Source organism: Streptomyces sp. NPDC007896 (assembly GCF_042959425.1).
Taxonomy (GTDB): Bacteria; Actinomycetota; Actinomycetes; order Streptomycetales; family Streptomycetaceae; genus Streptomyces.
Genome location: NZ_JBIBKX010000010.1, coordinates 144341 through 166865, shown reverse-complemented (window position 1 = coordinate 166865; position 22525 = coordinate 144341). Strand labels below are relative to the sequence as shown.

23 protein-coding genes, 1 pseudogene and 1 riboswitch are annotated in these 22525 nt (G+C 69.3%); of the genes and pseudogenes, 18 read left to right on the top strand and 6 right to left on the bottom strand.

All coding sequences use genetic code 11. The features are described from left to right. Window positions 1-6 precede the first annotated feature (6 nt). From ACFZDJ_RS30370 to ACFZDJ_RS30345, 6 genes are all read left to right on the top strand, one after another. Window positions 7-315, top strand: a complete 309-nt coding sequence (locus tag ACFZDJ_RS30370; RefSeq protein WP_003965949.1) for a DUF2469 domain-containing protein — start codon at window positions 7-9, stop codon at window positions 313-315. Window positions 316-460: 145 nt separating this feature from the next. Continuing rightward, entirely contained in the window at window positions 461-832 is a 372-nt protein-coding gene (locus ACFZDJ_RS30365; RefSeq protein ID WP_168495969.1) for a YraN family protein, read from the top strand. Then, window positions 832-2457 carry an ATP-binding protein gene (locus tag ACFZDJ_RS30360; RefSeq protein WP_391063605.1) on the top strand — a complete coding sequence of 542 codons (1626 nt, stop codon included), beginning with the start codon at window positions 832-834 and terminating at the stop codon, window positions 2455-2457. The genes ACFZDJ_RS30365 and ACFZDJ_RS30360 overlap by 1 nt, the downstream gene beginning before the upstream one ends. Further along, window positions 2454-3602, top strand: a complete 1149-nt coding sequence (gene dprA / locus ACFZDJ_RS30355; RefSeq protein WP_391063602.1) for a DNA-processing protein DprA — start codon at window positions 2454-2456, stop codon at window positions 3600-3602. Before ACFZDJ_RS30360 ends, dprA begins: the two co-directional genes overlap by 4 nt. Window positions 3603-3874: 272 nt before the next feature. After that, the gene (whiG, locus tag ACFZDJ_RS30350; RefSeq protein ID WP_067371119.1) at window positions 3875-4717 is read left to right on the top strand and encodes an RNA polymerase sigma factor WhiG; all 843 of its coding nucleotides are present in this window, start codon (window positions 3875-3877) and stop codon (window positions 4715-4717) included. Window positions 4718-4860: 143 nt separating this feature from the next. Further along, window positions 4861-5418 carry a TetR family transcriptional regulator gene (locus ACFZDJ_RS30345; protein ID WP_390933714.1) on the top strand — a complete coding sequence of 186 codons (558 nt, stop codon included), beginning with the start codon at window positions 4861-4863 and terminating at the stop codon, window positions 5416-5418. Between the two features lie 231 nt (window positions 5419-5649). On the opposite strand, the gene ACFZDJ_RS30340 is transcribed toward ACFZDJ_RS30345, so the two are convergent. Beyond that, a complete protein-coding gene (locus tag ACFZDJ_RS30340; protein WP_391063599.1) occupies window positions 5650-6285 on the bottom strand; it encodes a peptidoglycan DD-metalloendopeptidase family protein in 636 nt (211 codons plus the stop codon). A gap of 270 nt (window positions 6286-6555) precedes the next feature. On the opposite strand from ACFZDJ_RS30340, the gene rpsB reads away from it, so the two are divergent. From rpsB to ACFZDJ_RS30315, 5 genes are all read left to right on the top strand, one after another. Then, entirely contained in the window at window positions 6556-7485 is a 930-nt protein-coding gene (gene rpsB, locus ACFZDJ_RS30335; protein WP_390933553.1) for a 30S ribosomal protein S2, read from the top strand. Between the two features lie 95 nt (window positions 7486-7580). After that, a complete protein-coding gene (tsf, locus tag ACFZDJ_RS30330) occupies window positions 7581-8417 on the top strand; it encodes a translation elongation factor Ts (protein ID WP_384911969.1) in 837 nt (278 codons plus the stop codon). Between the two features lie 179 nt (window positions 8418-8596). After that, entirely contained in the window at window positions 8597-9367 is a 771-nt protein-coding gene (gene pyrH, locus ACFZDJ_RS30325; RefSeq protein WP_101400921.1) for a UMP kinase, read from the top strand. Window positions 9368-9537: 170 nt separating this feature from the next. Next, entirely contained in the window at window positions 9538-10095 is a 558-nt protein-coding gene (gene frr, locus ACFZDJ_RS30320) for a ribosome recycling factor (protein WP_384911972.1), read from the top strand. Further along, window positions 10095-11225 (top strand): phosphatidate cytidylyltransferase, encoded by a 1131-nt coding sequence (locus ACFZDJ_RS30315; RefSeq protein ID WP_391063596.1) that lies wholly within the window; start codon window positions 10095-10097, stop codon window positions 11223-11225. The genes frr and ACFZDJ_RS30315 overlap by 1 nt, the downstream gene beginning before the upstream one ends. 78 nt (window positions 11226-11303) lie before the next feature. On the opposite strand, the gene ACFZDJ_RS30310 is transcribed toward ACFZDJ_RS30315, so the two are convergent. Further along, window positions 11304-11669, bottom strand: a complete 366-nt coding sequence (locus ACFZDJ_RS30310; RefSeq protein WP_248297003.1) for a DUF6479 family protein — start codon at window positions 11667-11669, stop codon at window positions 11304-11306. 151 nt (window positions 11670-11820) lie between these two features. Here ACFZDJ_RS30310 and ACFZDJ_RS30305 point away from each other — a divergent pair, with 151 nt between their 5' ends. From ACFZDJ_RS30305 to ACFZDJ_RS30295, 3 genes and pseudogenes are all read left to right on the top strand, one after another. Then, on the top strand, window positions 11821-12261 hold the full coding sequence (locus tag ACFZDJ_RS30305) for a hypothetical protein (protein ID WP_391063593.1): 441 nt from the start codon (window positions 11821-11823) through the stop codon (window positions 12259-12261). A 19-nt stretch (window positions 12262-12280) separates the two neighbouring features. Next, window positions 12281-12448, top strand: a pseudogene (locus tag ACFZDJ_RS30300) (NUDIX domain-containing protein); the annotation flags it as partial. Between the two features lie 85 nt (window positions 12449-12533). Next, window positions 12534-12758, top strand: coding sequence for a hypothetical protein (locus tag ACFZDJ_RS30295; RefSeq protein WP_391063868.1), 225 nt, complete (start codon window positions 12534-12536; stop codon window positions 12756-12758). A 480-nt stretch (window positions 12759-13238) separates the two neighbouring features. Here the strand turns inward: ACFZDJ_RS30295 and ACFZDJ_RS30290 are convergent, their stop codons facing one another. The 4 genes from ACFZDJ_RS30290 to ACFZDJ_RS30275 form a co-directional block, all read right to left on the bottom strand. Further along, window positions 13239-13727: a hypothetical protein gene (locus tag ACFZDJ_RS30290; protein WP_391063590.1), complete on the bottom strand. Its 489-nt coding sequence runs from the start codon at window positions 13725-13727 to the stop codon at window positions 13239-13241. 674 nt (window positions 13728-14401) lie between these two features. Further along, window positions 14402-14800, bottom strand: coding sequence for a DUF6234 family protein (locus ACFZDJ_RS30285; protein ID WP_391063587.1), 399 nt, complete (start codon window positions 14798-14800; stop codon window positions 14402-14404). Window positions 14801-15254: 454 nt separating this feature from the next. Continuing rightward, on the bottom strand, window positions 15255-15521 hold the full coding sequence (locus ACFZDJ_RS30280) for a DUF6959 family protein (protein WP_391063584.1): 267 nt from the start codon (window positions 15519-15521) through the stop codon (window positions 15255-15257). Between the two features lie 678 nt (window positions 15522-16199). After that, entirely contained in the window at window positions 16200-16958 is a 759-nt protein-coding gene (locus ACFZDJ_RS30275; RefSeq protein ID WP_391063581.1) for a DUF6928 family protein, read from the bottom strand. 207 nt (window positions 16959-17165) lie between these two features. Here ACFZDJ_RS30275 and rlmN point away from each other — a divergent pair, with 207 nt between their 5' ends. The 4 genes from rlmN to ACFZDJ_RS30255 all read left to right on the top strand — a co-directional run bounded on the left by rlmN (window position 17166) and on the right by ACFZDJ_RS30255 (window position 22525). Continuing rightward, window positions 17166-18272, top strand: a complete 1107-nt coding sequence (gene rlmN / locus ACFZDJ_RS30270) for a 23S rRNA (adenine(2503)-C(2))-methyltransferase RlmN (protein ID WP_266586194.1) — start codon at window positions 17166-17168, stop codon at window positions 18270-18272. A gap of 91 nt (window positions 18273-18363) precedes the next feature. Beyond that, a riboswitch (TPP riboswitch) is annotated at window positions 18364-18482 on the top strand. Window positions 18483-18561: 79 nt separating this feature from the next. Next, window positions 18562-19674, top strand: coding sequence for a thiamine ABC transporter substrate-binding protein (locus ACFZDJ_RS30265; protein WP_391063577.1), 1113 nt, complete (start codon window positions 18562-18564; stop codon window positions 19672-19674). Beyond that, entirely contained in the window at window positions 19650-21362 is a 1713-nt protein-coding gene (locus ACFZDJ_RS30260) for an ABC transporter permease subunit (protein ID WP_391063574.1), read from the top strand. The genes ACFZDJ_RS30265 and ACFZDJ_RS30260 overlap by 25 nt, the downstream gene beginning before the upstream one ends. After that, window positions 21362-22525 (top strand): ATP-binding cassette domain-containing protein, encoded by a 1164-nt coding sequence (locus ACFZDJ_RS30255; protein ID WP_391063571.1) that lies wholly within the window; start codon window positions 21362-21364, stop codon window positions 22523-22525. Before ACFZDJ_RS30260 ends, ACFZDJ_RS30255 begins: the two co-directional genes overlap by 1 nt.

Genomic DNA, 22525 nt, shown 5'->3' with positions numbered 1-22525 from the left:
CATGCCATGAGCGCCGAGGACCTCGAGAAGTACGAGACCGAGATGGAGCTGAAGCTCTATCGGGAGTACCGCGACGTCGTCGGTCTGTTCAAATATGTGATCGAGACCGAACGGCGCTTCTACCTCACCAACGACTACGAGATGCAGGTGCACTCGGTCCAGGGCGAGGTGTTCTTCGAGGTGTCCATGGCGGATGCCTGGGTGTGGGACATGTATCGACCTGCCCGCTTCGTGAAGCAGGTGCGTGTCCTCACGTTCAAGGACGTGAATATCGAGGAGCTGAACAAGAGCGATCTGGAGCTGCCGGGCGGCTGATGACGGGTGGCCGATGGCAGGCGGCTGACGACGGACCAGGAACCCTCGTGTGGGTGAGGGAGTTGTCCACAGTCGGCCGCTTGTCCACCAAGATCCAATAGTCGGTCGAAGTGGCCTCAGTGTTGGCGCCGGAGGTGGTGCCGACATGAACACACCCGAGGCACGCAACGCGCTGGGCAAGTACGGCGAGGATCTGGCCGCACGGCGGCTGACCGAGACCGGGATGACGGTCCTGGCGCGCAACTGGCGCGGTGGCAGGACCGGAGAGATCGACATCGTGGCCCGGGACGGCGACGCGCTCGTCGTCTGCGAGGTCAAGACGCGCAAGTCGGGAGCCTTCGAGCACCCGATGGCGGCCGTCACCCCGGCCAAGGCACAGCGCCTGCGCGGCCTGGCCGAACGCTGGCTCCAGGAACACGGTGGGGCGCCACCCGGCGGCGTCCGCATCGATCTGATCGGCGTCGTCCTCCCCGAACGCGGCGCCCCCGTGGTCGAGCACGCGCGGGGGGTGGCCTGATGGGATTCGCGCGCACCTGTGCGGTGGCCCTCGTGGGCGTCGAGGGCGTGGTCGTCGAGGTCCAGGCGGACCTGGAGCCGGGCGTCGCGGCCTTCACCCTGGTCGGCCTGCCCGACAAGAGCCTGACCGAGAGCAAGGACCGGGTCCGGGCGGCGGTGGTGAACTCCGGTTCGGCGTGGCCCCAGAAGAAGCTCACGGTCGGCCTGAGCCCGGCATCCGTACCCAAGGGCGGCAGCGGTTTCGACCTGGCCGTCGCCTGCGCGGTGCTGGGCGCCGCCGAGCGCATCGATCCGCGGGTGCTCTCCGACATCGTGATGATCGGCGAGCTGGGCCTCGACGGACGCGTACGGCCGGTGCGGGGCGTGCTGCCTGCGGTCCTGGCCGCCGCGGACGCAGGGTACGAGCAGGTGGTGGTGCCCGAGTGCGCGGCGGCCGAGGCCTCGCTCGTACCGGGGATCTCGGTGCTCGGGGTGCGCAGTCTGCGCCAGCTGATCGCGGTGCTCACGGACGAGCCGGTGCCCGAGGAGGGCCCGGACGAGCAGGGGCGACCGGATCCGCTGATGGCGGGACTGCGGATGCCGGGCACGGGCGCCGCCACCGGCATGCACGGCATGGGCGCCGCCCAGCACGACCACGGTCACGACCTCGCCGACGTCGTGGGCCAGCACTCGGCACGGACCGCCGTGGAGGTCGCGGCGGCGGGCGGCCACCACCTTTTCCTGGAAGGCCCCCCGGGAGCGGGCAAGACGATGCTCGCCGAGCGGCTGCCGGCCATCCTGCCGCGGCTCACCAAGGGCGAATCCCTGGAGGTGACCGCCGTCCACTCGGTCGCCGGCCTGCTGCCACCGGGCAAACCCCTGGTCGACATCGCTCCCTACTGCGCCCCGCACCACTCGGCGACCATGCAGGCCCTCGTCGGCGGCGGCCAGGGGATCGCACGGCCGGGCGCGGTGTCCCTGGCTCACCGCGGAGTGCTCTTTCTGGACGAAACGCCCGAATTCAGCAGCCAGGCCCTCGACGCGCTGCGCCAGCCCCTGGAGGCGGGCCATGTGGTGATCGCGCGCAGCGCGGGGGTGGTGCGGTTTCCGGCGCGGTTCCTGATGGTGCTGGCGGCGAACCCCTGTCCCTGCGGCCGTTTCTCACAGCGGGACGACCTGTGCGAGTGCCCGCCCTCCATGATCCGCCGTTACCAGGCCAGGCTCTCCGGACCGCTGCTCGACCGCGTCGACCTGCGGGTCGAGGTGGACCGCGTCACCCGCTCCGAGCTGACCGGGCGCGGTGCGCGGGGCGAATCCACCGAGACGGTCGCCGACCGGGTGCGGGCGGCCAGGGAGCGGGCCACCGTGCGGCTGGCGGGCACGCCCTGGCGGACGAACAGCGAAGTGCCGGGACGGGAGCTGCGCAGCCGCTGGTACGCGTCCCTGGGCGCGATGGACGAGGCGGAGCGGAGCCTGGAGCGAGGTGCCCTGACCGCTCGCGGCCTCGACCGGGTGCTGCGTGTCGCCTGGACCGTCGCGGACCTGGTGGGACACGACCGGCCCGGCGCGACGGACGTCGCCCTCGCCCTGCAACTGCGCACCGGCGTCCCCCGTGGGGTGCCGATGGCGATCGGCGCGCTGTCGTGAGCCAGGAGGACGAGAGGCTTCAGCGGGCCTTCCTCGCGCGGGTGATCGAACCGGGCGACGAGGTCTGCGGGCGCTGGCTCCGTGCGGTCGGTGCCGCGGAGGCGGTCCGGCGGCTCGTCGCGGGCGGGGAGCGACCACGGGGAGTGACGGACAAGCGCTGGGCGGGACTGCGGGCCCGGGCGGAGCGGGCGGACCCGGAGCGGGACCTCGCGGTGGCGCGGGAGGCCGGGACCCGGTTCGTGTGCCCTGGAGACCCCGAGTGGCCGGCGCAACTCGACGACCTCGGCGACACGCGTCCCACCGGCCTGTGGGTACGGGGGCGGCCCAGCCTGCGGATATGGGCGCTGCGCTCGGTCGCCGTGGTCGGCGCGCGGGCCTGTACCGAGTACGGCGCCCACATGGCGGCCATGCTCGGCGCCGGGCTCGCCGAGCGGGGCTGGGTGGTGGTGTCGGGCGGTGCCTACGGGGTGGACGGCGCCACGCACCGGGGCGCCCTCGGGGCGGGCGGTGCCACTGTCGCCGTGCTGGCCTGCGGAGTCGACCGGCCCTATCCGCGCGGACACACCGAGCTGATCACCAGGATCGCCGAACAGGGACTGGTCGTGGGGGAGTTGCCGCCAGGCGACCATCCCACGCCGAGCAGATTCATCCTCAGGAACCGGGTCATCGCCGCGCTCACCCGGGGGACCGTGGTCGTCGAGGCCGCGTACCGCAGTGGCGCGCTGGTCACGGCGCGGGCGGCGCAGCGGCTGGGGCGGTTCGCGATGGGGGTGCCGGGCCCCGTCACCAGCGGGCTGTCGGCCGGGGTGCACGAGCTGCTGCGCGGGGAAGCGGTCCTGGTCACGGACGCCGCGGACGTCGCCGAACTGGTGGGCGACATCGGCGAGCTGACCCCGGACCGGCGCGGGCCCGTGCTGCCGCGCGACCTGCTGGATCCGGGCGCCGGACGTGTGCTGGACGCGCTGCCGGCGCGCGGTCTGGCGGGGGCGGAGGACATCGCCCGCGGGGCGGGGACCACCACGGACGACGCGGTCGGGAGGCTGTACGAACTCCGATCACTTGGTTTCGTCGAACGACACGGCGACGGCTGGAAGTTGACACGCCAGGCAATGATCTCGGTCCGCGGTGATCATAGCGAGTGCTGACCGAGCGTGTTCGGCCGTCCGGGCGAAGGCCGACAGCCTTGGCAATTCCCGCAGTTGATGTCTCTCGGCGATCACGGAGGGCGACGAACATGCCCCCGAGGGGCGCACAGCGGAACGTATCTGCGCACGGGTGATCCGCTCTCCTTCGCGCACTGCGACGCTCCAGTCACGCTACGCTCACGTGGATTCCGACGCAGGACAGGCAACTCGACATCAGCGCGACAGCTCACCCAGGTACCCCCAGTTCACGGCAGAACGGCACAAGGCGACGAATGCCCCAGCACACCTCCGGGTCCGATCGGGCGGCGATCCCCCCAGCCGCCCGCGACGGCGGTAGCGTGCGGCCGCCCGCTCCCTCGACGCTCGACGAGCTGTGGCGGTCGTACAAGGCGACGGGGGACGAGCGGCTGCGTGAGCAGTTGATCCTGCACTACTCGCCGCTGGTGAAGTACGTCGCGGGGCGGGTGAGCGTGGGTCTGCCGGCCAATGTGGAGCAGGCCGACTTCGTCTCGTCGGGGGTGTTCGGGCTGATCGACGCGATCGAGAAGTTCGACATCGAGCGGGAGATCAAGTTCGAGACGTACGCGATCACGCGGATCCGGGGCGCGATGATCGACGAGTTGCGGGCGCTGGACTGGATCCCCCGGTCCGTGCGGCAGAAGGCGCGCAATGTGGAGCGGGCGTACGCGACGCTCGAGGCGCGGCTGCGGCGGACGCCGTCGGAGGGGGAGGTGGCCTCCGAGATGGGGATCGGGGTGGAGGAACTCCACGCGGTCTTCAGCCAGTTGTCGCTGGCCAACGTGGTGGCGCTGGAGGAGCTGCTGCACGTCGGCGGTGAGGGCGGCGGCCGGCTGAGTCTGATGGACACGCTGGAGGACACCGCGGCGGACAATCCGGTGGAGGTCGCCGAGGACCGGGAGCTGCGGAGGTTTCTGGCGCGGGCCATCAACACGCTGCCGGAGCGGGAGAAGACCGTGGTGACGCTCTACTACTACGAGGGCCTGACGCTCGCGGAGATCGGGAACGTGCTGGGAGTGACGGAGAGCCGGGTGAGCCAGATCCACACCAAGTCGGTGCTGCAGTTGCGCGCCAAGCTGGCGAGTTTCGGGCGCTGACCTCGAGCGGGGCAAGCTGCTGAATCGTCCCTGCCTGGTCAATTTCCCTCGCTGGCGCGTTCCTTTCGGGTGGTGGGAGTGACTGCCGTCCCGGGCGGTCCGTCCGTAAAGTGGAGGGCGTGCCAAGGATTCGAGCGGCCTCCGTGGCCGAGCACCGGTCGATGCAGCGAGCCGCCCTGCTGGACGCGGCCCGGTCCCTGCTGTCCGAGGGCGGGACGGAGGCGCTGACCTTCCCGGCCCTCGCCGAACGCACGGGGCTCGCGCGGTCCTCCGTGTACGAGTACTTCCGGTCCCGGGCGGCCGTGGTCGAAGAGCTGTGCGAGGTGGACTTTCCGGTCTGGGCCGCGGAGGTCTCGGCGGCGATGGCCGCGGCGGACGGGCCCGAGGGCAAGGTCGAGGCGTACGTCCGGCAGCAGTTGGCGCTGGTCGGGGACCGGCGGCACCGGGCTGTCGTGGCCATCTCCGCGAGTGAGCTCGATGCCGGGGCCCGGGAGAAGATCCGCGCGGCGCACGGCGGGCTGGTAGCGATGATCGGCGACGCGCTGCGGCAGATGGGCCACGCCGAGCCTCGGCTGGCCGCGATGCTCCTTCAGGGCGTGGTCGACGCGGCGGTCCGGAGGATCGAGCTGGGGGCCGCGGAGGAGCCTGGCGCGATCACGGACGCCGCGGTGGTGATGGCACTACGGGGCGTACGGGGCTGAGCCCCTGCATGTCGGGTGCCCGGCGCCGGGGCGACGGGGCGGACGGCAGGGCCCGGCTGTGTGCGAAGCGCCGCGCCCCCTTGCGGAGGGAGACGCCTCTCCTGGCCCAGCCCATGCCGACCGGCGGACAGCGCTTCGGGCGCCCGTCGCACATGCCTACGCGGGGCCGACTCTGCGCGAGCCGGGCGCCCGGGTCTGAAGCGTGGCCGCGGGCGGTGGTTTCCTCGACTCTCACGGCAGGAGGGTCAGGGACCCGGACGGCTGTTGCTGCGCGCTCGTCACCGGGAGCAGGCGGGACGGGCCCCTGTGCAGGAGCCAGGGTGGGAGCAGGGACAGGGGGTTCAAGTAGGTTCTGTCTCTTCGCAGGCCCCAGTGCAGACATGACGTTCCGCAGTGGGCGTCGCCCGGTTCGAGCGTGCCCAGTACCTCGCCCGCGGCCACCTCGTCGCCCTGGTGCACCGTCGCCCGTACGGGGGTGAAGGTCGTGCGCAGGGGCGGAGCGCCCGTGCCCGTCAGTTCGACGGCGACCACTCCACGGCCCGCGACCCGCCCCGCGAAGGAGACGCGGCCCGGCGCGACGGAGCGGACCGGGGTGCCCGGGGGCGCCGCGAGGTCCACCCCGCGATGGCCGCGGGCGTACGGCGACGCAGGCGGGTCCCAGCCCCGCAGGACCGAGGGGCGCAGACCCACCGGCCAGAGGCGGGCGAGCTGCGGAACCGTCGCGTCGGGGGCCGGCGGACCCGCGGGAGACGGCGGCGCCGGACCGTTCGCCCGGGCCAGGGCTGAGGGGGTCAGCGCACCCAGCACGGTCACCGTCATTCCCAACAGCAACCCCAGCCACGTGCGCACACATCGTTTCGCTTGCATGCGAGAACGGTCCCGCATCTGACGGATCATGGCCGGGATCTGTGGACCACCGGCCGGTTGTGGACAGCGGCGTCACCCTGCACCTTCCGGGTCCCGTACACTTCTCGTGGCGATCCGGGTCACCGGGTCGACTTCGCACGCCCCGACACCCGGCCATCAAAAGCCGGTGTCAGCGCCCCTCGGTCCCTCGTGGCAAGGCGCATCGCGGGCGTCAGGCGCGAGTGCCGTCCGGCACACGCGGCACAACCGAGAACACCAAGGAGAACGGCCATGGCCGTCGTCACGATGCGGGAGCTGCTGGAAAGCGGCGTCCACTTCGGTCACCAGACCCGCCGCTGGAACCCGAAGATGAAGCGTTTCATCTTCACGGAGCGCAACGGCATCTACATCATCGACCTGCTCCAGTCGCTGTCGTACATCGACCGCGCCTACGAGTTCGTCAAGGAGACCGTCGCCCACGGCGGCACGGTCATGTTCGTCGGCACGAAGAAGCAGGCGCAGGAGGCCATCGCCGAGCAGGCCACCCGCGTCGGCATGCCCTACGTCAACCAGCGCTGGCTGGGCGGCATGCTCACCAACTTCTCCACCGTCTACAAGCGTCTGCAGCGCCTCAAGGAGCTCGAGCAGATCGACTTCGAGGACGTCGCCGCTTCCGGTCTCACCAAGAAGGAGCTTCTCGTGCTCTCGCGCGAGAAGGCCAAGCTGGAGAAGACCCTCGGTGGTATCCGCGAGATGCAGAAGGTGCCCAGCGCCGTCTGGATCGTGGACACCAAGAAGGAGCACATCGCGGTCGGTGAGGCCCGGAAGCTCAACATCCCGGTCGTCGCCATCCTCGACACCAACTGCGACCCCGACGAGGTCGACTACAAGATCCCGGGCAACGACGACGCGATCCGCTCCGTCACCCTGCTCACCCGCGTGATCGCCGACGCCGTCGCCGAGGGCCTCATCTCCCGCTCCGGTGCCGGCAAGGCCGAGGGTGACAAGGCCGCGGGCGAGCCGCTCGCCGCGTGGGAGCGCGACCTGCTCGAGGGCGAGAAGAAGGCCGACGACGCCGAGGTCCAGACCTCCGCCGAGACGGAGAAGGTCGCCGACGCCGAGCAGGCCGAGGTTGTCGCCGAGGCCGAGGCCGTTGTCGAGGCCCCGGCCGCCGAGGCCCCCGTCACCGAGGCCCCGGCCGCGGACGCCGAGCAGGCCTGACCCCTCACCCCTTCGGGTCACGAACGGCGGGGGCACATCGAGCCCCCGCCGTTCGGCCCGTAGATCTTCAGACTTCGAGAGAGATTCCAGGAATCATGGCGAACTACACCGCCGCCGACGTCAAGAAGCTCCGTGAGCTCACCGGCGCCGGCATGATGGACTGCAAGAAGGCGCTGGACGAGGCCGACGGCAACGTCGACAAGGCCGTCGAGGAGCTGCGCATCAAGGGCCAGAAGGGCGTCGCCAAGCGCGAAGGCCGCTCCGCCGAGAACGGCGCCGTGGTCTCCATCATCGCTGACGACAACACCTCCGGTGTCCTGGTCGAGCTGAAGTGCGAGACGGACTTCGTCGCCAAGGGTGAGAAGTTCCAGACCGTCGCCAACGAGATCGCCCAGCACGTCGTCAAGACCTCCCCGGCCGACCTCGAGGCGCTCCTCGGCTCCGAGATCGAGCCCGGCAAGACGGTTCAGGCGTTCGTCGACGAGGCCAACGCCAACCTGGGCGAGAAGATCGTCCTGGACCGCTTCGCCCAGTTCTCCGGCGCCTACGTGACCGCGTACATGCACCGCACCATGCCCGACCTGCCCCCGCAGATCGGTGTCCTGGTCGAGCTGGACAAGGCCGACGCCGACCTTGCCAAGGGTGTCGCGCAGCACATCGCCGCCTTCGCGCCGAAGTACCTCTCCAAGGAGGACGTCCCGGCCGAGGTCGTCGAGTCCGAGCGCCGCGTCGCCGAGGAGACCACCCGCGCCGAGGGCAAGCCCGAGGCCGCCCTTCCGAAGATCGTCGAGGGTCGCGTCAACGGCTTCTTCAAGGAGGCCACCCTCCTCGGTCAGCCGTACGCGCTCGACAACAAGAAGTCCGTCCAGAAGGTCCTGGACGAGGCCGGTGTCACCCTGAAGCGCTTCGTGCGCATCAAGGTCGGCATCTGAGTCCGTACCGCGATCGACGCGCGACCCCTATAGGGTCGGCAGCAGTCGTCCGCGTACGCCGACACGCGCGCGTGCGTGACGGACGACAGCAGATCTGACGAGGAGGCCATTGCCGCGTATGGGAGACAACACCCCACCGGCAATGGCCTTCTTCGTATGTGCACCATGAGGAGATCTCCATGACCACCACCCAGGCCGACAAGGGCGAGAAGACCGACGACGGCAAAGGCGCGGGCCGCTTTCTGCTGAAGCTTTCCGGCGAGGCGTTCGCCGGCGGCGGCGGACTGGGCGTCGACCCCGACGTGGTGCACAAGATCGCCCGCGAGATCGCGGCCGTCGTGCGCGACGGCGCCCAGATCGCCGTCGTCATCGGCGGCGGCAACTTCTTCCGCGGCGCCGAGCTCCAGCAGCGCGGCATGGACCGGGCCCGCTCCGACTACATGGGCATGCTCGGCACGGTCATGAACTGCCTCGCCCTCCAGGACTTCCTGGAGAAGGAGGGCATCGACAGCCGCGTGCAGACCGCCATCACCATGGGCCAGGTCGCCGAGCCGTACATCCCGCTGCGCGCCGTACGGCACCTGGAGAAGGGCCGTGTGGTCATCTTCGGCGCCGGTATGGGCATGCCGTACTTCTCCACCGACACCACCGCCGCCCAGCGTGCTCTGGAGATCGACGCCGAGGCCCTGCTGATGGGCAAGAACGGCGTGGACGGGGTCTACGACTCCGACCCCAAGACCAACCCCGAGGCCGTCAAGTTCGACTCGCTCGGCTACGGCGAGGTCATCACGCGCGACCTCAAGGTCGCCGACATGACCGCCATCACGCTGTGCCGCGACAACAAGCTGCCGATCCTGGTCTTCGAGCTCCTGGCGGAGGGCAATATCGCGCGGGCCGTCAAGGGTGAGAAGATCGGCACACTCGTGGGTGACCAAAGCGGCCGGGCCTGACCGGGACCGACCTCGGCCGGGGACAAGCCCGGGCCGAGGACGGACCCTGACCGGGGGATGGACAATGTCCTGCCGGTCCGGAACCGTGCAGGAATAAGACGCGACGCAGCCGGCCGCCACCCCGACGAGGAGCAGCTGCCGGGCCTACTCAAGACACGCAGGAGCAAGTGGTGATCGAAGAGACCCTCCTCGAGGCCGAGGAGAAGATGGAGAAGGCCGTCGTGGTCGCCAAGGAGGACTTCGCCGCGATCCGCACCGGCCGTGCGCACCCGGCGATGTTCAACAAGATCGTGGCCGACTACTACGGCGCGCTGACGCCGATCAACCAGCTGGCCTCGTTCTCGGTGCCGGAGCCGCGCATGGCCGTGGTGACCCCGTTCGACAAGAGCGCGATGCGCAACATCGAGCAGGCGATCCGCGATTCCGACCTGGGCGTCAACCCGAGCAACGACGGCAACATCATCCGGGTGGTGTTCCCCGAGCTGACCGAGGAGCGCCGCAAGGACTACATCAAGGTCGCCAAGACCAAGGCCGAGGACGCCAAGGTGTCCATCCGCTCGGTCCGCCGCAAGGCCAAGGACGCCATCGACAAGCTGATCAAGGACGGCGAGGTCGGCGAGGACGAGGGCCGCCGCGCGGAGAAGGAGCTCGACGACACCACCGCGAAGTACGTCGCACAGGTGGACGAGCTCCTGAAGCACAAGGAAGCGGAGCTGCTCGAGGTCTGATGAACGACTCTTCCTGGGGGGCGCCGCCACAAGCCGGGTACTGGGGGCCGTCCGAGCAGGGGCCTGTCCAGGGGGCAGCCCCGGCGGGTCCCGCATACGATGCGCATAACGCGCAGCAGACTCGCCCCATGCCCATCGTGCCCGACGTACCCGCACACGGCGGAGACCAGGATGACGACCGGGGGGCCGCTCGGCTGAGTGGCCCCCTGTTCCGCGACGACACCCCGTCGGCGGGATCCCTCGGGACCCCGTCGCAGAAGCCGCAGGAGCCCATGCCCAGCCCCGTCCCACAGCCCGCCCCCGCACCACAGAAGAAGAGTGCGGGACGCGATCTGGGTGCCGCGATAGGGGTCGGCGTCGGGCTCGGTGCGGTGATCGTCGCGTCGTTGTTCGTCGTCAAGGCCGTGTTCGTCGGGGTCATAGCGGTCGCCGTGGTGGTGGGCCTGTGGGAGCTCACGTCACGGCTCGAGGAACGCAAGGGCATCAAGGCGCCGCTCGTCCCGCTGGCGGTGGGCGGTGCGGCGATGGTCGTCTCCGGCTACGTCCGGGGCGCCGAGGGCGCGTGGGTGGCGATGGCGCTCACCGCGCTGGCGGTCCTGGTCTGGCGGATGACGGAACCGCCCGAGGGCTATCTCAAGGACGTCACGGCGGGCGTCTTCGCGGCCTTCTACGTGCCGTTCCTGGCGACGTTCGTGGCCATGATGCTGACCGCCGACGACGGTCCGCGCCGCGTCCTGACGTTCCTGCTGCTGACGGTCGTCAGCGACACGGGCGCGTACGCGATCGGCTGGCGCTTCGGCAAGCACAAGCTGGCGCCACGCATCAGCCCCGGCAAGACCCGCGAGGGACTGTTCGGAGCGATCACCTTCGCGATGGTCGGGGGCGCGCTGTGCATGCAGTACCTGATCGAGGACGGCACGTGGTGGCAGGGGCTGATCCTGGGCTTCGCGGTCGCGGCCACCGCCACGCTCGGCGACCTCGGCGAGTCCATGATCAAGCGGGATCTGGGCATCAAGGACATGGGCACCCTGCTGCCGGGCCACGGCGGCATCATGGACCGGCTGGACTCGCTGCTGCCGACGGCGCCGGTGGTCTGGCTGCTGCTGGTGCTCTTCGTGGGATCCGGCTGACCTGCGCACATCCCATTGAGGGGCTCGTCGTCCACAGGGCGGCGGGCCCCTTTTCGCGGCGTGGCCGACGGGTCGGTGTCAGTGGTGGCCCAGCCCACCGCTGCCGAACGAGCCGCTGCCGCCGTCGTGCCAGCGCTCTCGTTTCTGCGACGGGCTCGTGCGGGTCGACATGTGGGTCAGCTCGTACGGGGTGAGAGCGTGCTGGCCCTTGGCCACCTTGGGTATCTCGGCGGGCTCCCGGATCTCCCGCATCTCGCGGACCGGGCCGCCCTGCGGCATGTGCGGCTGTTCCTCGGCGCGCGGCAGACGCGGTGCGCGGGTCCGCATACGGCAGCTCAGCCAGAAGCTGCCGGCCAGGAGCGTGATGAGTGCCACGGCGATCAGGAACAGCGCGAGGCTGATCAGACCGCTCGGCTCCGCCAAATACATCGATGCAGTACTCATATCAGGTAAATACCCGCAAATTACCCATCGAACCAGCCACTCCGACCGCACCGAACGCCGACGGGACCGTCGACGATCACCCCGGAAAGGCCTGGCCGGCGCGACTCCCGAGTTCCTGTCGATCTTCGGAACGTTGTATCTCACGGGTTCCATGGCGGCGGCTCACGCGGAGGACCGCGGTACGACGCTCACCTTCCTGGGGGAAGCGGATCGGGCGGCGCGGCGACTCGGCGGCGATGCCAACCACGTGTGGACAGCCTTCGGCCCGACGAACGTCGACATTCACCGAGTGGCCACCGCAGCAGAGCTGGGCGACATGCAGGTTGCCTTGGATCTGGGCACGCAGATCGACACCCGTGGACTCCCGATCGAGCGTCGGACCCGCCACAACCTCGAAGTGGCCCGAGCGCTCAGCACCCACAACCGCATGGATGAGGCGCTGGCAAAGGTCCTCGAAGCGGAGAGCTGGGCACCCGAGCAGGTGCGAAACCACTACCTCGCACGCGAACTGGTCCTCACCTGGATTCGGAACCAGCGGGGCCGACCGAGCCGCAACCTGGCAGACCTGGCCAACAGGATGCACCTCGTCTGAGCTGGGTACCCTCGGCTCTATGGCACCGAACGCACACGAAGCGAAGATGGCGCATCCGCGCATGGCAGCGGGTGCGCTGTTCTTTGACGCCGCGGACCGGATCCTCATGGTGGAGCCCACGTACAAGGACTACTGGGACATCCCCGGGGGATACGTCGAGACCGGCGAGTCACCCTTGCACGCTGCCGTCCGAGAGGTTCGCGAGGAACTGGGCATCACGCCGGCGCCTGCTCGCGGTCGACTGGGCACCGAACGAGGCCGAGGGCGACAAGGTGCTGTACCTCTTCGACGGCGGCCAGCTCAGCCAAGACCACCTTGCACAGATCACCTTGCAGCCAGACGAGCTGAAGAGCTTTTCCTTCCTGCCCCCGGAACGAGTTGCCGAGCGCACGATCCCGCGACTGGCCCGACGCATCCTCGCGGCGGCGGAGGCCAGGAACCAGACGGCTCCGGTCTACCTGGAGCTCGGCCAGAAGCCCGAGAGCCGAGCCGCGTGATCGTCGGCAACTTGACCATGATCGCGGTGCGGTAGAACTTTCCCTACTTCATCAAGCCCCGGCTGCGCTCCGCTCCGCCGGGCGCGCTTCCCGGCTCTGGCTGCGCCCGCGCTCCTGCCTTCGGCCCGCTCGGCGCTGCCGCCGCCGACGCGCGCCCACATGTGGATAGGGCCGGTAGCCATGAGTCGATCACCGCATGGAGCGGCCTGCGGTCAAGACGATGCCTCCGGCGGGGGATCGGCCGGCACCGGGATGGAGGGGGCGCCGTTCCCGACTGCGGGCCCGTAGTGGCGTGCGCGGGGAGCTCCCATCCCGCCCACCGTCGACCCAGGCAGAGCCGAGCAGACGCGGCCCAGGGGCGTCAAGTTCGTTCGTACAGTGGCGCGCTCCACCTTGACGCCCCTGAACCACGCCCGCTCCACGGTGTGTGGGTCGACGGCGGACGGGATGGGAGCTGGGGTAGGTGCGTGGTCGAGCTGGTCAGGCGAGGGACGACCGGATCCGGTCGATGGCGCGCAGAACCTCATCTCTGTTCTTCGCACTCTTGATCCAGGTTGGTAGCCGCGCGACGAGCGTCATCTTTTTTACTTGCGCATCCCACGGGGCTCGCTCACGCAACGGTGCCTGTACGAACTTCCGGATCAGCTCCAGATGTTCTGGGTTGTAGGCCCACAGCCAGCCGTGTCGCATCTCTGTCTGCAACCACAACGGCAGACCGAAGTAAGGATCTGTCGCTTCGCCTCGCCCTCGAAAGAGGCGGAACCCTCCCCCAGCAGCATTTCGCGACAGACCGCACGCCCTGCACACGAGACGGCGGCGCGCGAATACCGAGGGGACCGCGTCCTCGGCCGCAGGTGCCACCGGGGCAACGTGTGCAATCCCGGCGCACTTCGGGCAGCGCACGAGCACATGATCAATGAAGTGGTACTTCGTGTGCTGGGCGTCGCGGAACCGCTGTGGCGAGAGCATGACGCCAGTATGCGATCCTCTGCTTGACCATGCTCATGCACGGAAGAACCGTGCCTCTTCCGTGCCCGATCAGGCGGGGAATCGCGAGGAACCATGGTCGCTCACAGCGAGAAGGAAGTGAGGCGGGTGGCGAATCTGTCAAGTTCGCCCACGGCGGCTGACACCCACGCCTGACACCAACAGCCCCGAACAGCAGCGGTCGGCGCCGCGTCATCGCACCGGAAGCGTGTTCTGTGGCAAACCAAGATCAGGGAGCAGGCGGAATGACCTCGTTACGGTGCGAAGCCACTCGCTGGGCGCTCGAGGATGACGACGACTTCTGGCCAGGGTGGGTCGAGGTGCGCCTGACCGATGCCCATGGCCGGCAATGGGTCTTCTTTGATAAGCCGCCGATCTTCGGTGGCGGTGATGCGTTGGGCCCCAGCGCCGCGTACCCCATCGCTGTGACGATCGGCTGCACAATCTTGAGTCGCACCTCAGATCGGGACGACAACGAGGTCGTCACGATCTCTACAGGTGGACGGCCGGAAGCCACAGAGGGTGACCGGAGCGAGTTCGACGTTCGACCTGATCAGCTAGTAGAGCCCTGACCGCCAGAGGGAGGCACGGCACGATTCAGGTCGTGCCACTCTCGTCATTAGCAGGCAACAGCGTGGCCCGAGCCGCTGGCTGTCTCAGCAATTCGCGCTATAGCGGATGCACCCGGCTGGCGGAGCATGGTCGTGATCCCACTGCTGCTGCACGTGCCCGAGCACCCCTGCGGCCACGAGAGCCACCATCAGGTGCGCGATCACCGTCCAAGGGGCACGGAAGAGCCCCGCGAGAACTGCCAAAACAAGGACGGTGACCAGCAGCACCCGCACCCTGCCCATAAACGCGAGGCTGGCCGTGTCGACCTGCGCTTGGTCGCCCTGCGCCGCCCATACCTCCATGCCGAAACCAAGCACCCAGTCCATCACCAGCCATGCGGTCCCCACCAGGAACAGCGGGATCGCGAGAGCAAGGTCCGGGCCCAGGGGTGTTCGGTGCGACCAGGGCCATCGACGTTCCGGCGCTAAAGCGGTCTTCGTCATGGCTGCATGGTGACGAGACCGGTGGTGATGCGCATGAGTACGCGTACTCACCTCTCTTGCGGGGCGGAAGGTGGCCAGGCAGGTGCAGCGCCGGGAAGGCTCCCGGCCCGACGTCGGCCGGCGGGCAATGCTGACCGAGGAGGACGCACCCCGGGCCCTGTCGAATGCGTGTCGAGGGTTGGCCGACGGGACCCCAGGGTGGTGGGAGCGGTGCAGGTCAGAGGCGGTGATTCGGGTGACGTGCCAGGCGCCTTCTAAGCCCGTAGCCCTTCTGTGCGTGCCACAGTCGTGCCACATAGTGCGGTCAACCACGGTCAACGACGGCTCGCCACAGTCGAGATGTGCCGATGAGCTGGGCTGGCGCTACGGCTGGAATGACCTGGACATCCCCGCGATTGACCACGGCCGCCCTTACAAAGCAGCGATCCAGCTTTCAATGACCAGAGCCTTGCGATCAGTACGGCCGCGGGACCTGGTGGGCGTCCAGCGCGGCGGTGTACCGCGCCAGCAACTCATCAAGGTCAGCCAGCAGAAGGCCGGCGGCTTCCCGTGCCCCGGCGAGGTCGCCCTGGTCGCAGGCTTCAAGGACTTCGGCAACTTCGCTGCGGATGACGGAGAGAGAGTCACCCTGGATCAAGACGCCGGGGAACCGACGCGGTGGCAGGCGCACCACAGCGTTGTTCCCACCGTCCGTGAACAGCTCTGCCTCAACGCGCTCCATCGCACCATCCAACCTGACATCACCAGCTGACATCAACGACGGCGTACACAGGCAGCCTTGAGCAACCGCACGCGCCCGACGAGCGAGGGCCTAAAAGCTCCAGGGCGGCTGATGGATCGAACTTACAAAGCGGTGGTACCAGCAGGCTCCGCCTCATACCCTGCGCACATGTGCCGCTATGGGATGGCCTACTACAAGCGCCACTTCGTGTGTCTTGCGCGCCGGTCATCGTTCAAACGCGACTGGCCAAACGAGCGTGAGCAGCCTTGCCCGCGTTGCGGTGCCGCCATGATCGATGCTGGGCACGATCTCGCTGTCCCACGCCGCCGAGACGCCGCCGGATGGAAGGCCCTCGGCGTCGTGCTGAAAGCGGGACTGACCTTTCATTCGTGCGGCTGTGGTGGTCCAGGGTTCCGGCCGCGCACACCTGTGGAAGTGCGCGTCAGACGGATCGCCGCGGTACGACTGGGCGTACCTCTTCGGGAGGCATTGCAGCGCACTGAGGTCGATTGAGCGGAGCCGGTGCCTAGACCCGGCGTGCGTGTCTGACTGCGTGACAACGCCCACGAACAGCGCCGGACAGGCGCGCACGCTTGTGGACCATCGCGGCAGGCGAGAGGCATAGCGGCCCAAGGTCAGACGCCCGCCCAAGCTGCTTCGGGACGAAGAGGCCGTGGGCTACGGGCCGTCGCGCTCGATCAGCGGGCCATCGGGGCTCAGCGTGTAGAAGCGCGGCGGCCCCATGGTTTCCGTGATCCTTTTCAACTTCGCTTCTTCCTCCGCAGGGTCAGGCCCGTGAGGGTCCCGCACGTGGAATCCGTGGAGGTCGATGCCGTATGCGTCGATGTCGTCAGGTTCGGGGTGGCCCTCCTGGACGAAGCCGCAGAGCGCGCGCAGGGCGTCTTCGCCCAGGTCCAACGGGTGGAAGGGCAGGGGGTACGGCTCTTCGTCCTCGTCCGGCCAGGGGACGATGTCCGCAGGACGGTCCCCGGCCCAGTAGGGCAGCTCGAAGGGGAGCGGTTCGCCGATGTTCTCGATGATGCCGCTGTCCGGCGACAGACTCAGGGAGCGGACCAGGCGCCCGTCCTCCCACACCGCGAACGCGAGCCAGTCGACGACACTGTGCATGGCGTGCAGGACGAGCCGTCGGCCGGCGCTTGCCGCGACGAGGTGCTCGGGAAGCTGGGACGGGAAGTCGATCATTACCCGTTGGTCGCAGACGATCTCCACGCCCGGTCGGCTCGCGGCGTACGCCGTGTCTTTCGGGGGATACACGCCGCCTCCCAGTGACGAGCCTGAGAGCTGCTCGATCTCCCAGCCCGGGTAAAGGCGCCGCATCATCTCGGACGTCCGCGGCAGGTCTGCCGCCTTCACCTGTCGCAGCAGGCCCGGCACCTCGCCGTCGGCATAGATGAGCAGTCCCGTTTTGGCTCCCATGGCCCCTCCCCGATGAGTCGCGCTCGATGGTCGTCGCACCATAGCCACCGGCACTGATATCGCCAGGAAGGTCCGACCGAGTGCCGCGCTGGGCCGTCCCTGGGCCGTGCGAGGCCGACCAACGCTGACAGTCGGCACCCGTGGGTGACCGCCCCCACCCCGCTCTGGCCTGGGCTGGCGGAGTTGATCTGCGACACTGGATGAGTTATGCCTGCACCCGGAGAACTCACATTCGTCGCCCCCCGCGGAGCCAAGAAGCCGCCGCGGCACCTCGCCGACCTCACGCCCGCCGAGCGCAAAGAGGCGGTTGCCGCGATCGGTGAGAAGCCGTTTCGCGCCAAGCAGCTCTCGCAGCACTACTTCGCGCGGTTCGCGCACGACCCCGCGGAGTGGACGGACATCCCGGCCGCCGCGCGCGGCAAGCTCCAGGAGGCGCTGCTTCCCGAGCTGATGACGGTCGTGCGGCATCTGTCGACCGACCAGGACACCACCCGCAAGACCCTGTGGCGCCTGTTCGACGGCACGCTCGTGGAGTCCGTGCTGATGCGCTACCCGGACCGGGTGACCATGTGCATCAGCTCGCAGGCGGGCTGCGGGATGAACTGCCCGTTCTGCGCCACCGGACAGGCCGGGCTCGACCGGAACCTGTCCACGGGCGAGATCGTGCACCAGATCGTGGACGGGATGCGGGCCCTGCGGGACGGCGAGATCCCGGGCGGCCCGGCGCGGCTGAGCAACATCGTCTTCATGGGCATGGGCGAGCCGCTCGCCAACTACAAGCGGGTCGTGGGCGCCATCCGCGCGCTCACCGACCCCGAGCCGGACGGCCTCGGGCTCTCGCAGCGCGGGATCACCGTGTCTACGGTCGGGCTGGTGCCCGCCATCCACCGGTTCTCCGACGAGGGCTTCAAGTGCCGTCTCGCCATCTCGCTGCACGCGCCTGACGACGAGCTGCGCGACACCCTCGTCCCCGTCAACACGCGGTGGAAGGTGCGCGAGGTGCTGGACGCCGGCTGGGAGTACGCGGCCAAGTCCGGGCGCCGGCTGTCCATCGAGTACGCCCTCATCCGGGACATCAACGACCAGGCATGGCGTGGTGACCGGCTCGGGCGGCTACTCAAGGGCAAGCCCGTGCACGTCAACCTCATCCCGCTGAACCCGACGCCGGGTTCGAAGTGGACCGCCTCGCGGCCCGAGGACGAGAAGGCGTTCGTCGAGGCGATCGCGGCTCACGGGGTGCCGGTGACCGTCCGGGACACCCGGGGCCAGGAGATCGACGGGGCATGCGGACAGCTGGCCGCGACCGAGCGATAGTCTGATCGGCGGCAGTGCCCGGCGGCGCCTTTTCAGTGCCGGCCAGTGTCAGTCAGTTCCTGTCAGCGCAATTTCGTATTCCGACATCTTCATATTCCGACAGGGGAGCGCCACAGCGCTGAGAGTGCGGTAGCCGGAGCACCGGTGGGCCGCAGACCCTCTGAACCTTGCCCAGGTCATTCTGGGTAGGAAGTTCGGGCATCACTCAAGCTGTTGCGCCCTGCCCGGGAACCTTCCGAGGATCCCGGGCAGGGCCGCGTCTCTTCCTGGTCATCCCAGGAGGAATTCAGTGAGCATCAAGAGGACGACCACGGCCGTGGCCATCGGGCTGGGCCTCGTCGCGCTGTCCGCGTGCGGGTCCTCCGACAGCGGCGGCGCCGGGGACTCCAAGACCGTCACGCTCGTCAGCCACGACTCATGGGCCGTGTCGAAGAGCGTGCTGCAGGACTTCGAGAAGCAGTCCGGGTACAAGGTCAAGGTCCTCAAGGACGGCGACGCCGGGCAGGCCGTCAACAAGGCCATCCTCACCAAGGACAACCCCCAGGGCGACGTCTTCTTCGGCGTCGACAACACCCTGCTGTCCCGTGCGCTCGACAACGGGCTGTTCCAGCCGTACGAGGCCAAGGGCTCCGACCAGATCGTCCAGCAGTACCGGATCGACCAGGACAAGCACCGGGTCACGCCCATCGACTCCGGTGACATCTGCGTCAACTACGACAAGGCCTACTTCAGCAAGCACAAGCTGGCCCCGCCCGCCTCGTTCGACGACCTGATCAAGCCCGCGTACAAGAACCTCCTCGTCACCGAGAACGCGTCCACGTCCTCGCCCGGCCTCGGCTTCCTGCTCGGGACCGCCGCGAAGTACGGGGATGGGGGCACCTCCCGCTCGAGCGAAGCCGAGAGTGGGGGAGGGTGGCAGGACTACTGGAAGAAGCTCAGGGCCAACGGCGTGAAGGTGGTCGACGGCTGGGAGCAGGCCTACAACGACGAATTCTCCGGGTCCGCGGGAGGCAAGAAGGCCAAGGCCGACCGGCCGCTGGTCGTCTCGTACGCCTCCTCCCCGCCCGCCGAGGTGATTTACGCCGACCCGAAGCCGAAGACCGCGCCGACCGGGGTCGCGAGCGGCACCTGCTTCCGCCAGATCGAGTACGCGGGGCTGCTGAGCAACGCGAAGAACACCAAGGGCGGCAAGGCGCTTCTCGACTTCCTCATCAGCGTCAAGTTCCAGGACGACATGCCGCTGAACATGTTCGTGTACCCGGTCCGCGAGACCGCCCAGGTGCCCGAGGAGTTCGTGAAGTTCGGCCCGCAGGCCAAGGACCCCGAGACCCTGGCGCCCGCCAAGATCGCCGACAACCGTGACCAGTGGGTCAAGTCGTGGACCTCGCTCGTACTGAAGTAGCGCCTCGGAGGAGCCGCAAGGAGAGCGCGACGCGGATCGGGCTGATGGCCCTGCCCGTCGCGTTCTTCGCCGTCTTCTTCGCCTACCCCGTCGCCGCGATCGTCGCCCGTGGCCTCAAGATCGACGGGGCCTGGCGGTTCGGACGGATCGGTGAGGTGCTCGCGCAGTCCGACATCCGGCACGTCCTGTGGTTCACCACCTGGCAGGCGCTCGCCTCCACGGCGCTCACGTTGCTGATCGCGCTCCCCGGCGCGTACGTCTTCGCGCGCTTCGATTTCAGGGGCAAGCAGGTGCTGCGCGCGGTGGTGACGGTCCCGTTCGTGCTGCCGACGGTCGTGGTCGGTACGGCGTTCCTGGCTTTGGTGGGCCGGGGCGGACTCCTCGACCAGCTGTGGGGCGTACGGCTGGACACTACCGTCTGGGCGATTCTGCTCGCGCACGTCTTCTTCAACTACGCGGTGGTCGTACGAACCGTCGGCGGGCTCTGGGCGCAGCTCGACCCGCGTCAGGAGGAGGCCGCGCGGATGCTGGGTGCCTCCCGGTTCGCGGCCTGGCGCAAGGTGACGCTGCCGGCGCTGAGCCCGGCCGTGGCCGCCGCCGCGCTGATGGTCTTCCTCTTCACCTTCACCTCGTTCGGTGTGGTGCAGATCCTCGGCGGGCCGACCTTCTCCACCCTGGAGGTCGAGATCTACCGGCAGACCTCGGAGATCTTCGACCTCGCGACCGCGGCGGTGCTGACGATCGTCCAGTTCGTGGCGGTCGGCGCGATCCTCGCCGTGCACGCCTGGACCGTACGCCGCCGGGAGACCGCCCTGCGTCTGGTGGCTCCGGAGGTGACCGTGCGCCGCCCCCGCGGGGCCGGTCAGTGGGCGCTGCTGGGCGGGGTCCTGGCGAGCATCCTCGTTCTCCTCGTCCTGCCGCTCGGGGTACTGGTCCAGCGGTCCCTGGACGCACCCGGCGGCTACGGATTCGCGTACTACAAGGCGTTGACCTCGGCCGACAGCGGCATCTTCCTGGTGGCACCGATCGCGGCGATCGGCAACTCGCTGGAGTACGCGCTCGCCGCCACCGCCGTCGCCGTCGTGATCGGCGCTCTGGCGGCCGCCGCGCTCACCCTCCCCCAGTCTCGGCTTCGCTCGACCGGGGGGACCCCCATGACCGGGCGTCTCGTACGGGGTTTCGACGCGCTGCTGATGCTGCCGCTCGGCGTGTCCGCCGTGACCGTCGGGTTCGGCTTCCTCATCGCGCTCGACGAACCGCCCCTGGATCTGCGTTCCTCCTGGATCCTGGTGCCGCTCGCGCAGGCACTGGTGGGCGTCCCCTTCGTCGTACGCACCATGCTGCCGGTGCTGCGGGCGGTGGACGGACGGCTCCGGGAGGCCGCTGCCGTCCTCGGAGCGTCGCCCTGGCGGGTGTGGCGGGAGGTCGACCTGCCGATGGTGCGGCGGGCGCTGCTGATCGCGGCGGGGTTCGCCTTCGCCGTGTCGCTGGGCGAGTTCGGGGCGACGGTCTTCATCGCGCGGCCCGACAACCCCACCCTGCCGGTTGCCGTGGCCCGGCTCCTCGGGCGTGCGGGTGACCTCAACTACGGCCAGGCGATGGCCCTTTCGACGATCTTGATGGTGGTGTGCGCGGTGGCCCTGTTGCTGTTGGAGCGCATCCGCACCGACCGGACGGGGGAGTTCTGATGGCGCGACTCGCGAAGCAAGCGACGCAGGAGGCGCAGGAGGCGCAGGAGGGGACGACGGAGCATCCCCGGACCCGGACCCGGACCCGGGCCCAGACACAGACCCAGGCCCAGACCCGGACGCGCGACGCCCTGCTCAGGGTCGAGGCCGCGACCGTACGCTTCGGCGGTCGGCCGGTACTCGACGCCGTCGGCCTCGACGTCGCCGAGCACGAGATCGTGTGTGTGCTCGGACCGAGCGGCAGCGGCAAGTCCACGCTGCTGCGGGCGGTGGCCGGACTGCAGTCGCTCGACGCGGGCCGCGTGCTCCTGGCGGGACGCGACCAGGCCGGGGTGCCCGCGCACAAGCGGGGCGTCGGGCTGATGTTCCAGGACCACCAGCTCTTCCCGCAGCGGGACGTGGCCGGCAATGTCGCCTTCGGGCTGCGCATGCACGGCGCGTCGAAGGACCAGCAGGCCGCACGGGTCCAGGAGCTGCTGGAGCTGGTCGGGCTGCCCGGGGCCCAGGCGCGCGCTGTCGCCGCCCTCTCCGGTGGTGAGCAGCAGCGGGTCGCGCTGGCCCGTGCGCTCGCCCCGCGCCCCCGGCTGCTGATGCTCGACGAGCCGCTCGGCCAGCTGGACCGCTCGCTGCGGGAACGGCTCGTCGTGGAACTCCGGCAGCTCTTCGGCGAGTTGGGCACGACCGTGCTCGCCGTCACCCACGACCAGGGCGAGGCCTTCGCGCTCGCCGACCGGGTCGTGGTGATGCGCGAGGGACGGATCGCCCAGTCCGGCACGCCACTTGAGGTCTGGCAGCACCCGGCGGACGAGTTCGTGGCCCGTTTCCTGGGCTTCGACAACGTGGTCGCGGCGACGGTGCGAGATCGGCTCGCGGACACCCCGTGGGGGAAGGTCCCGGTGCCGGAGGGCACCGCCCAGGGCCCTGGCACGCTTCTCGTACGACCCGCTGGGGTGCGGCTGGTCGACCCCGCGGACGGGCTGCGCTGCACCGTGGCCGCACGTACCTTCCGGGGCACCCACGTCGCCGTACAGCTGAAGCCGGAAGGCGCGCCGCCCATCGAGGCGGCGTGCGCGCTGCGGGAGGCGCCCGCGCCCGGTGACGAGGTCGGCGTGGCTTTCGAGGCGGCCGAAATCGTCGTGCTCGGGGAGCCGTCGGCGCCGTAG

Excerpts from the sequence above, each read along its gene's own strand:
- ACFZDJ_RS30315 (WP_391063596.1), top strand. The coding sequence starts at position 10,095 with ATGAACGACTCTTCCTGGGGGGCGCCGCCACAAGCCGGGTACTGGGGG.
- ACFZDJ_RS30310 (WP_248297003.1), bottom strand. The coding sequence starts at position 11,669 with ATGAGTACTGCATCGATGTATTTGGCGGAGCCGAGCGGTCTGATCAGC.
- rlmN (WP_266586194.1), top strand. The coding sequence starts at position 17,166 with ATGCCTGCACCCGGAGAACTCACATTCGTCGCCCCCCGCGGAGCCAAG.
- pyrH (WP_101400921.1), top strand. The coding sequence starts at position 8,597 with ATGACCACCACCCAGGCCGACAAGGGCGAGAAGACCGACGACGGCAAA.
- ACFZDJ_RS30255 (WP_391063571.1), top strand. The coding sequence starts at position 21,362 with ATGGCGCGACTCGCGAAGCAAGCGACGCAGGAGGCGCAGGAGGCGCAG.
- ACFZDJ_RS30360 (WP_391063605.1), top strand. The coding sequence starts at position 832 with ATGGGATTCGCGCGCACCTGTGCGGTGGCCCTCGTGGGCGTCGAGGGC.
- ACFZDJ_RS30305 (WP_391063593.1), top strand. The coding sequence starts at position 11,821 with ATGGCGGCGGCTCACGCGGAGGACCGCGGTACGACGCTCACCTTCCTG.
- ACFZDJ_RS30280 (WP_391063584.1), bottom strand. The coding sequence starts at position 15,521 with ATGGAGCGCGTTGAGGCAGAGCTGTTCACGGACGGTGGGAACAACGCT.
- ACFZDJ_RS30285 (WP_391063587.1), bottom strand. The coding sequence starts at position 14,800 with ATGACGAAGACCGCTTTAGCGCCGGAACGTCGATGGCCCTGGTCGCAC.
- ACFZDJ_RS30290 (WP_391063590.1), bottom strand. The coding sequence starts at position 13,727 with ATGCTCTCGCCACAGCGGTTCCGCGACGCCCAGCACACGAAGTACCAC.
- tsf (WP_384911969.1), top strand. The coding sequence starts at position 7,581 with ATGGCGAACTACACCGCCGCCGACGTCAAGAAGCTCCGTGAGCTCACC.
- ACFZDJ_RS30275 (WP_391063581.1), bottom strand. The coding sequence starts at position 16,958 with ATGGGAGCCAAAACGGGACTGCTCATCTATGCCGACGGCGAGGTGCCG.
- rpsB (WP_390933553.1), top strand. The coding sequence starts at position 6,556 with ATGGCCGTCGTCACGATGCGGGAGCTGCTGGAAAGCGGCGTCCACTTC.
- ACFZDJ_RS30365 (WP_168495969.1), top strand. The coding sequence starts at position 461 with ATGAACACACCCGAGGCACGCAACGCGCTGGGCAAGTACGGCGAGGAT.
- whiG (WP_067371119.1), top strand. The coding sequence starts at position 3,875 with ATGCCCCAGCACACCTCCGGGTCCGATCGGGCGGCGATCCCCCCAGCC.
- ACFZDJ_RS30370 (WP_003965949.1), top strand. The coding sequence starts at position 7 with ATGAGCGCCGAGGACCTCGAGAAGTACGAGACCGAGATGGAGCTGAAG.
- ACFZDJ_RS30340 (WP_391063599.1), bottom strand. The coding sequence starts at position 6,285 with ATGCAAGCGAAACGATGTGTGCGCACGTGGCTGGGGTTGCTGTTGGGA.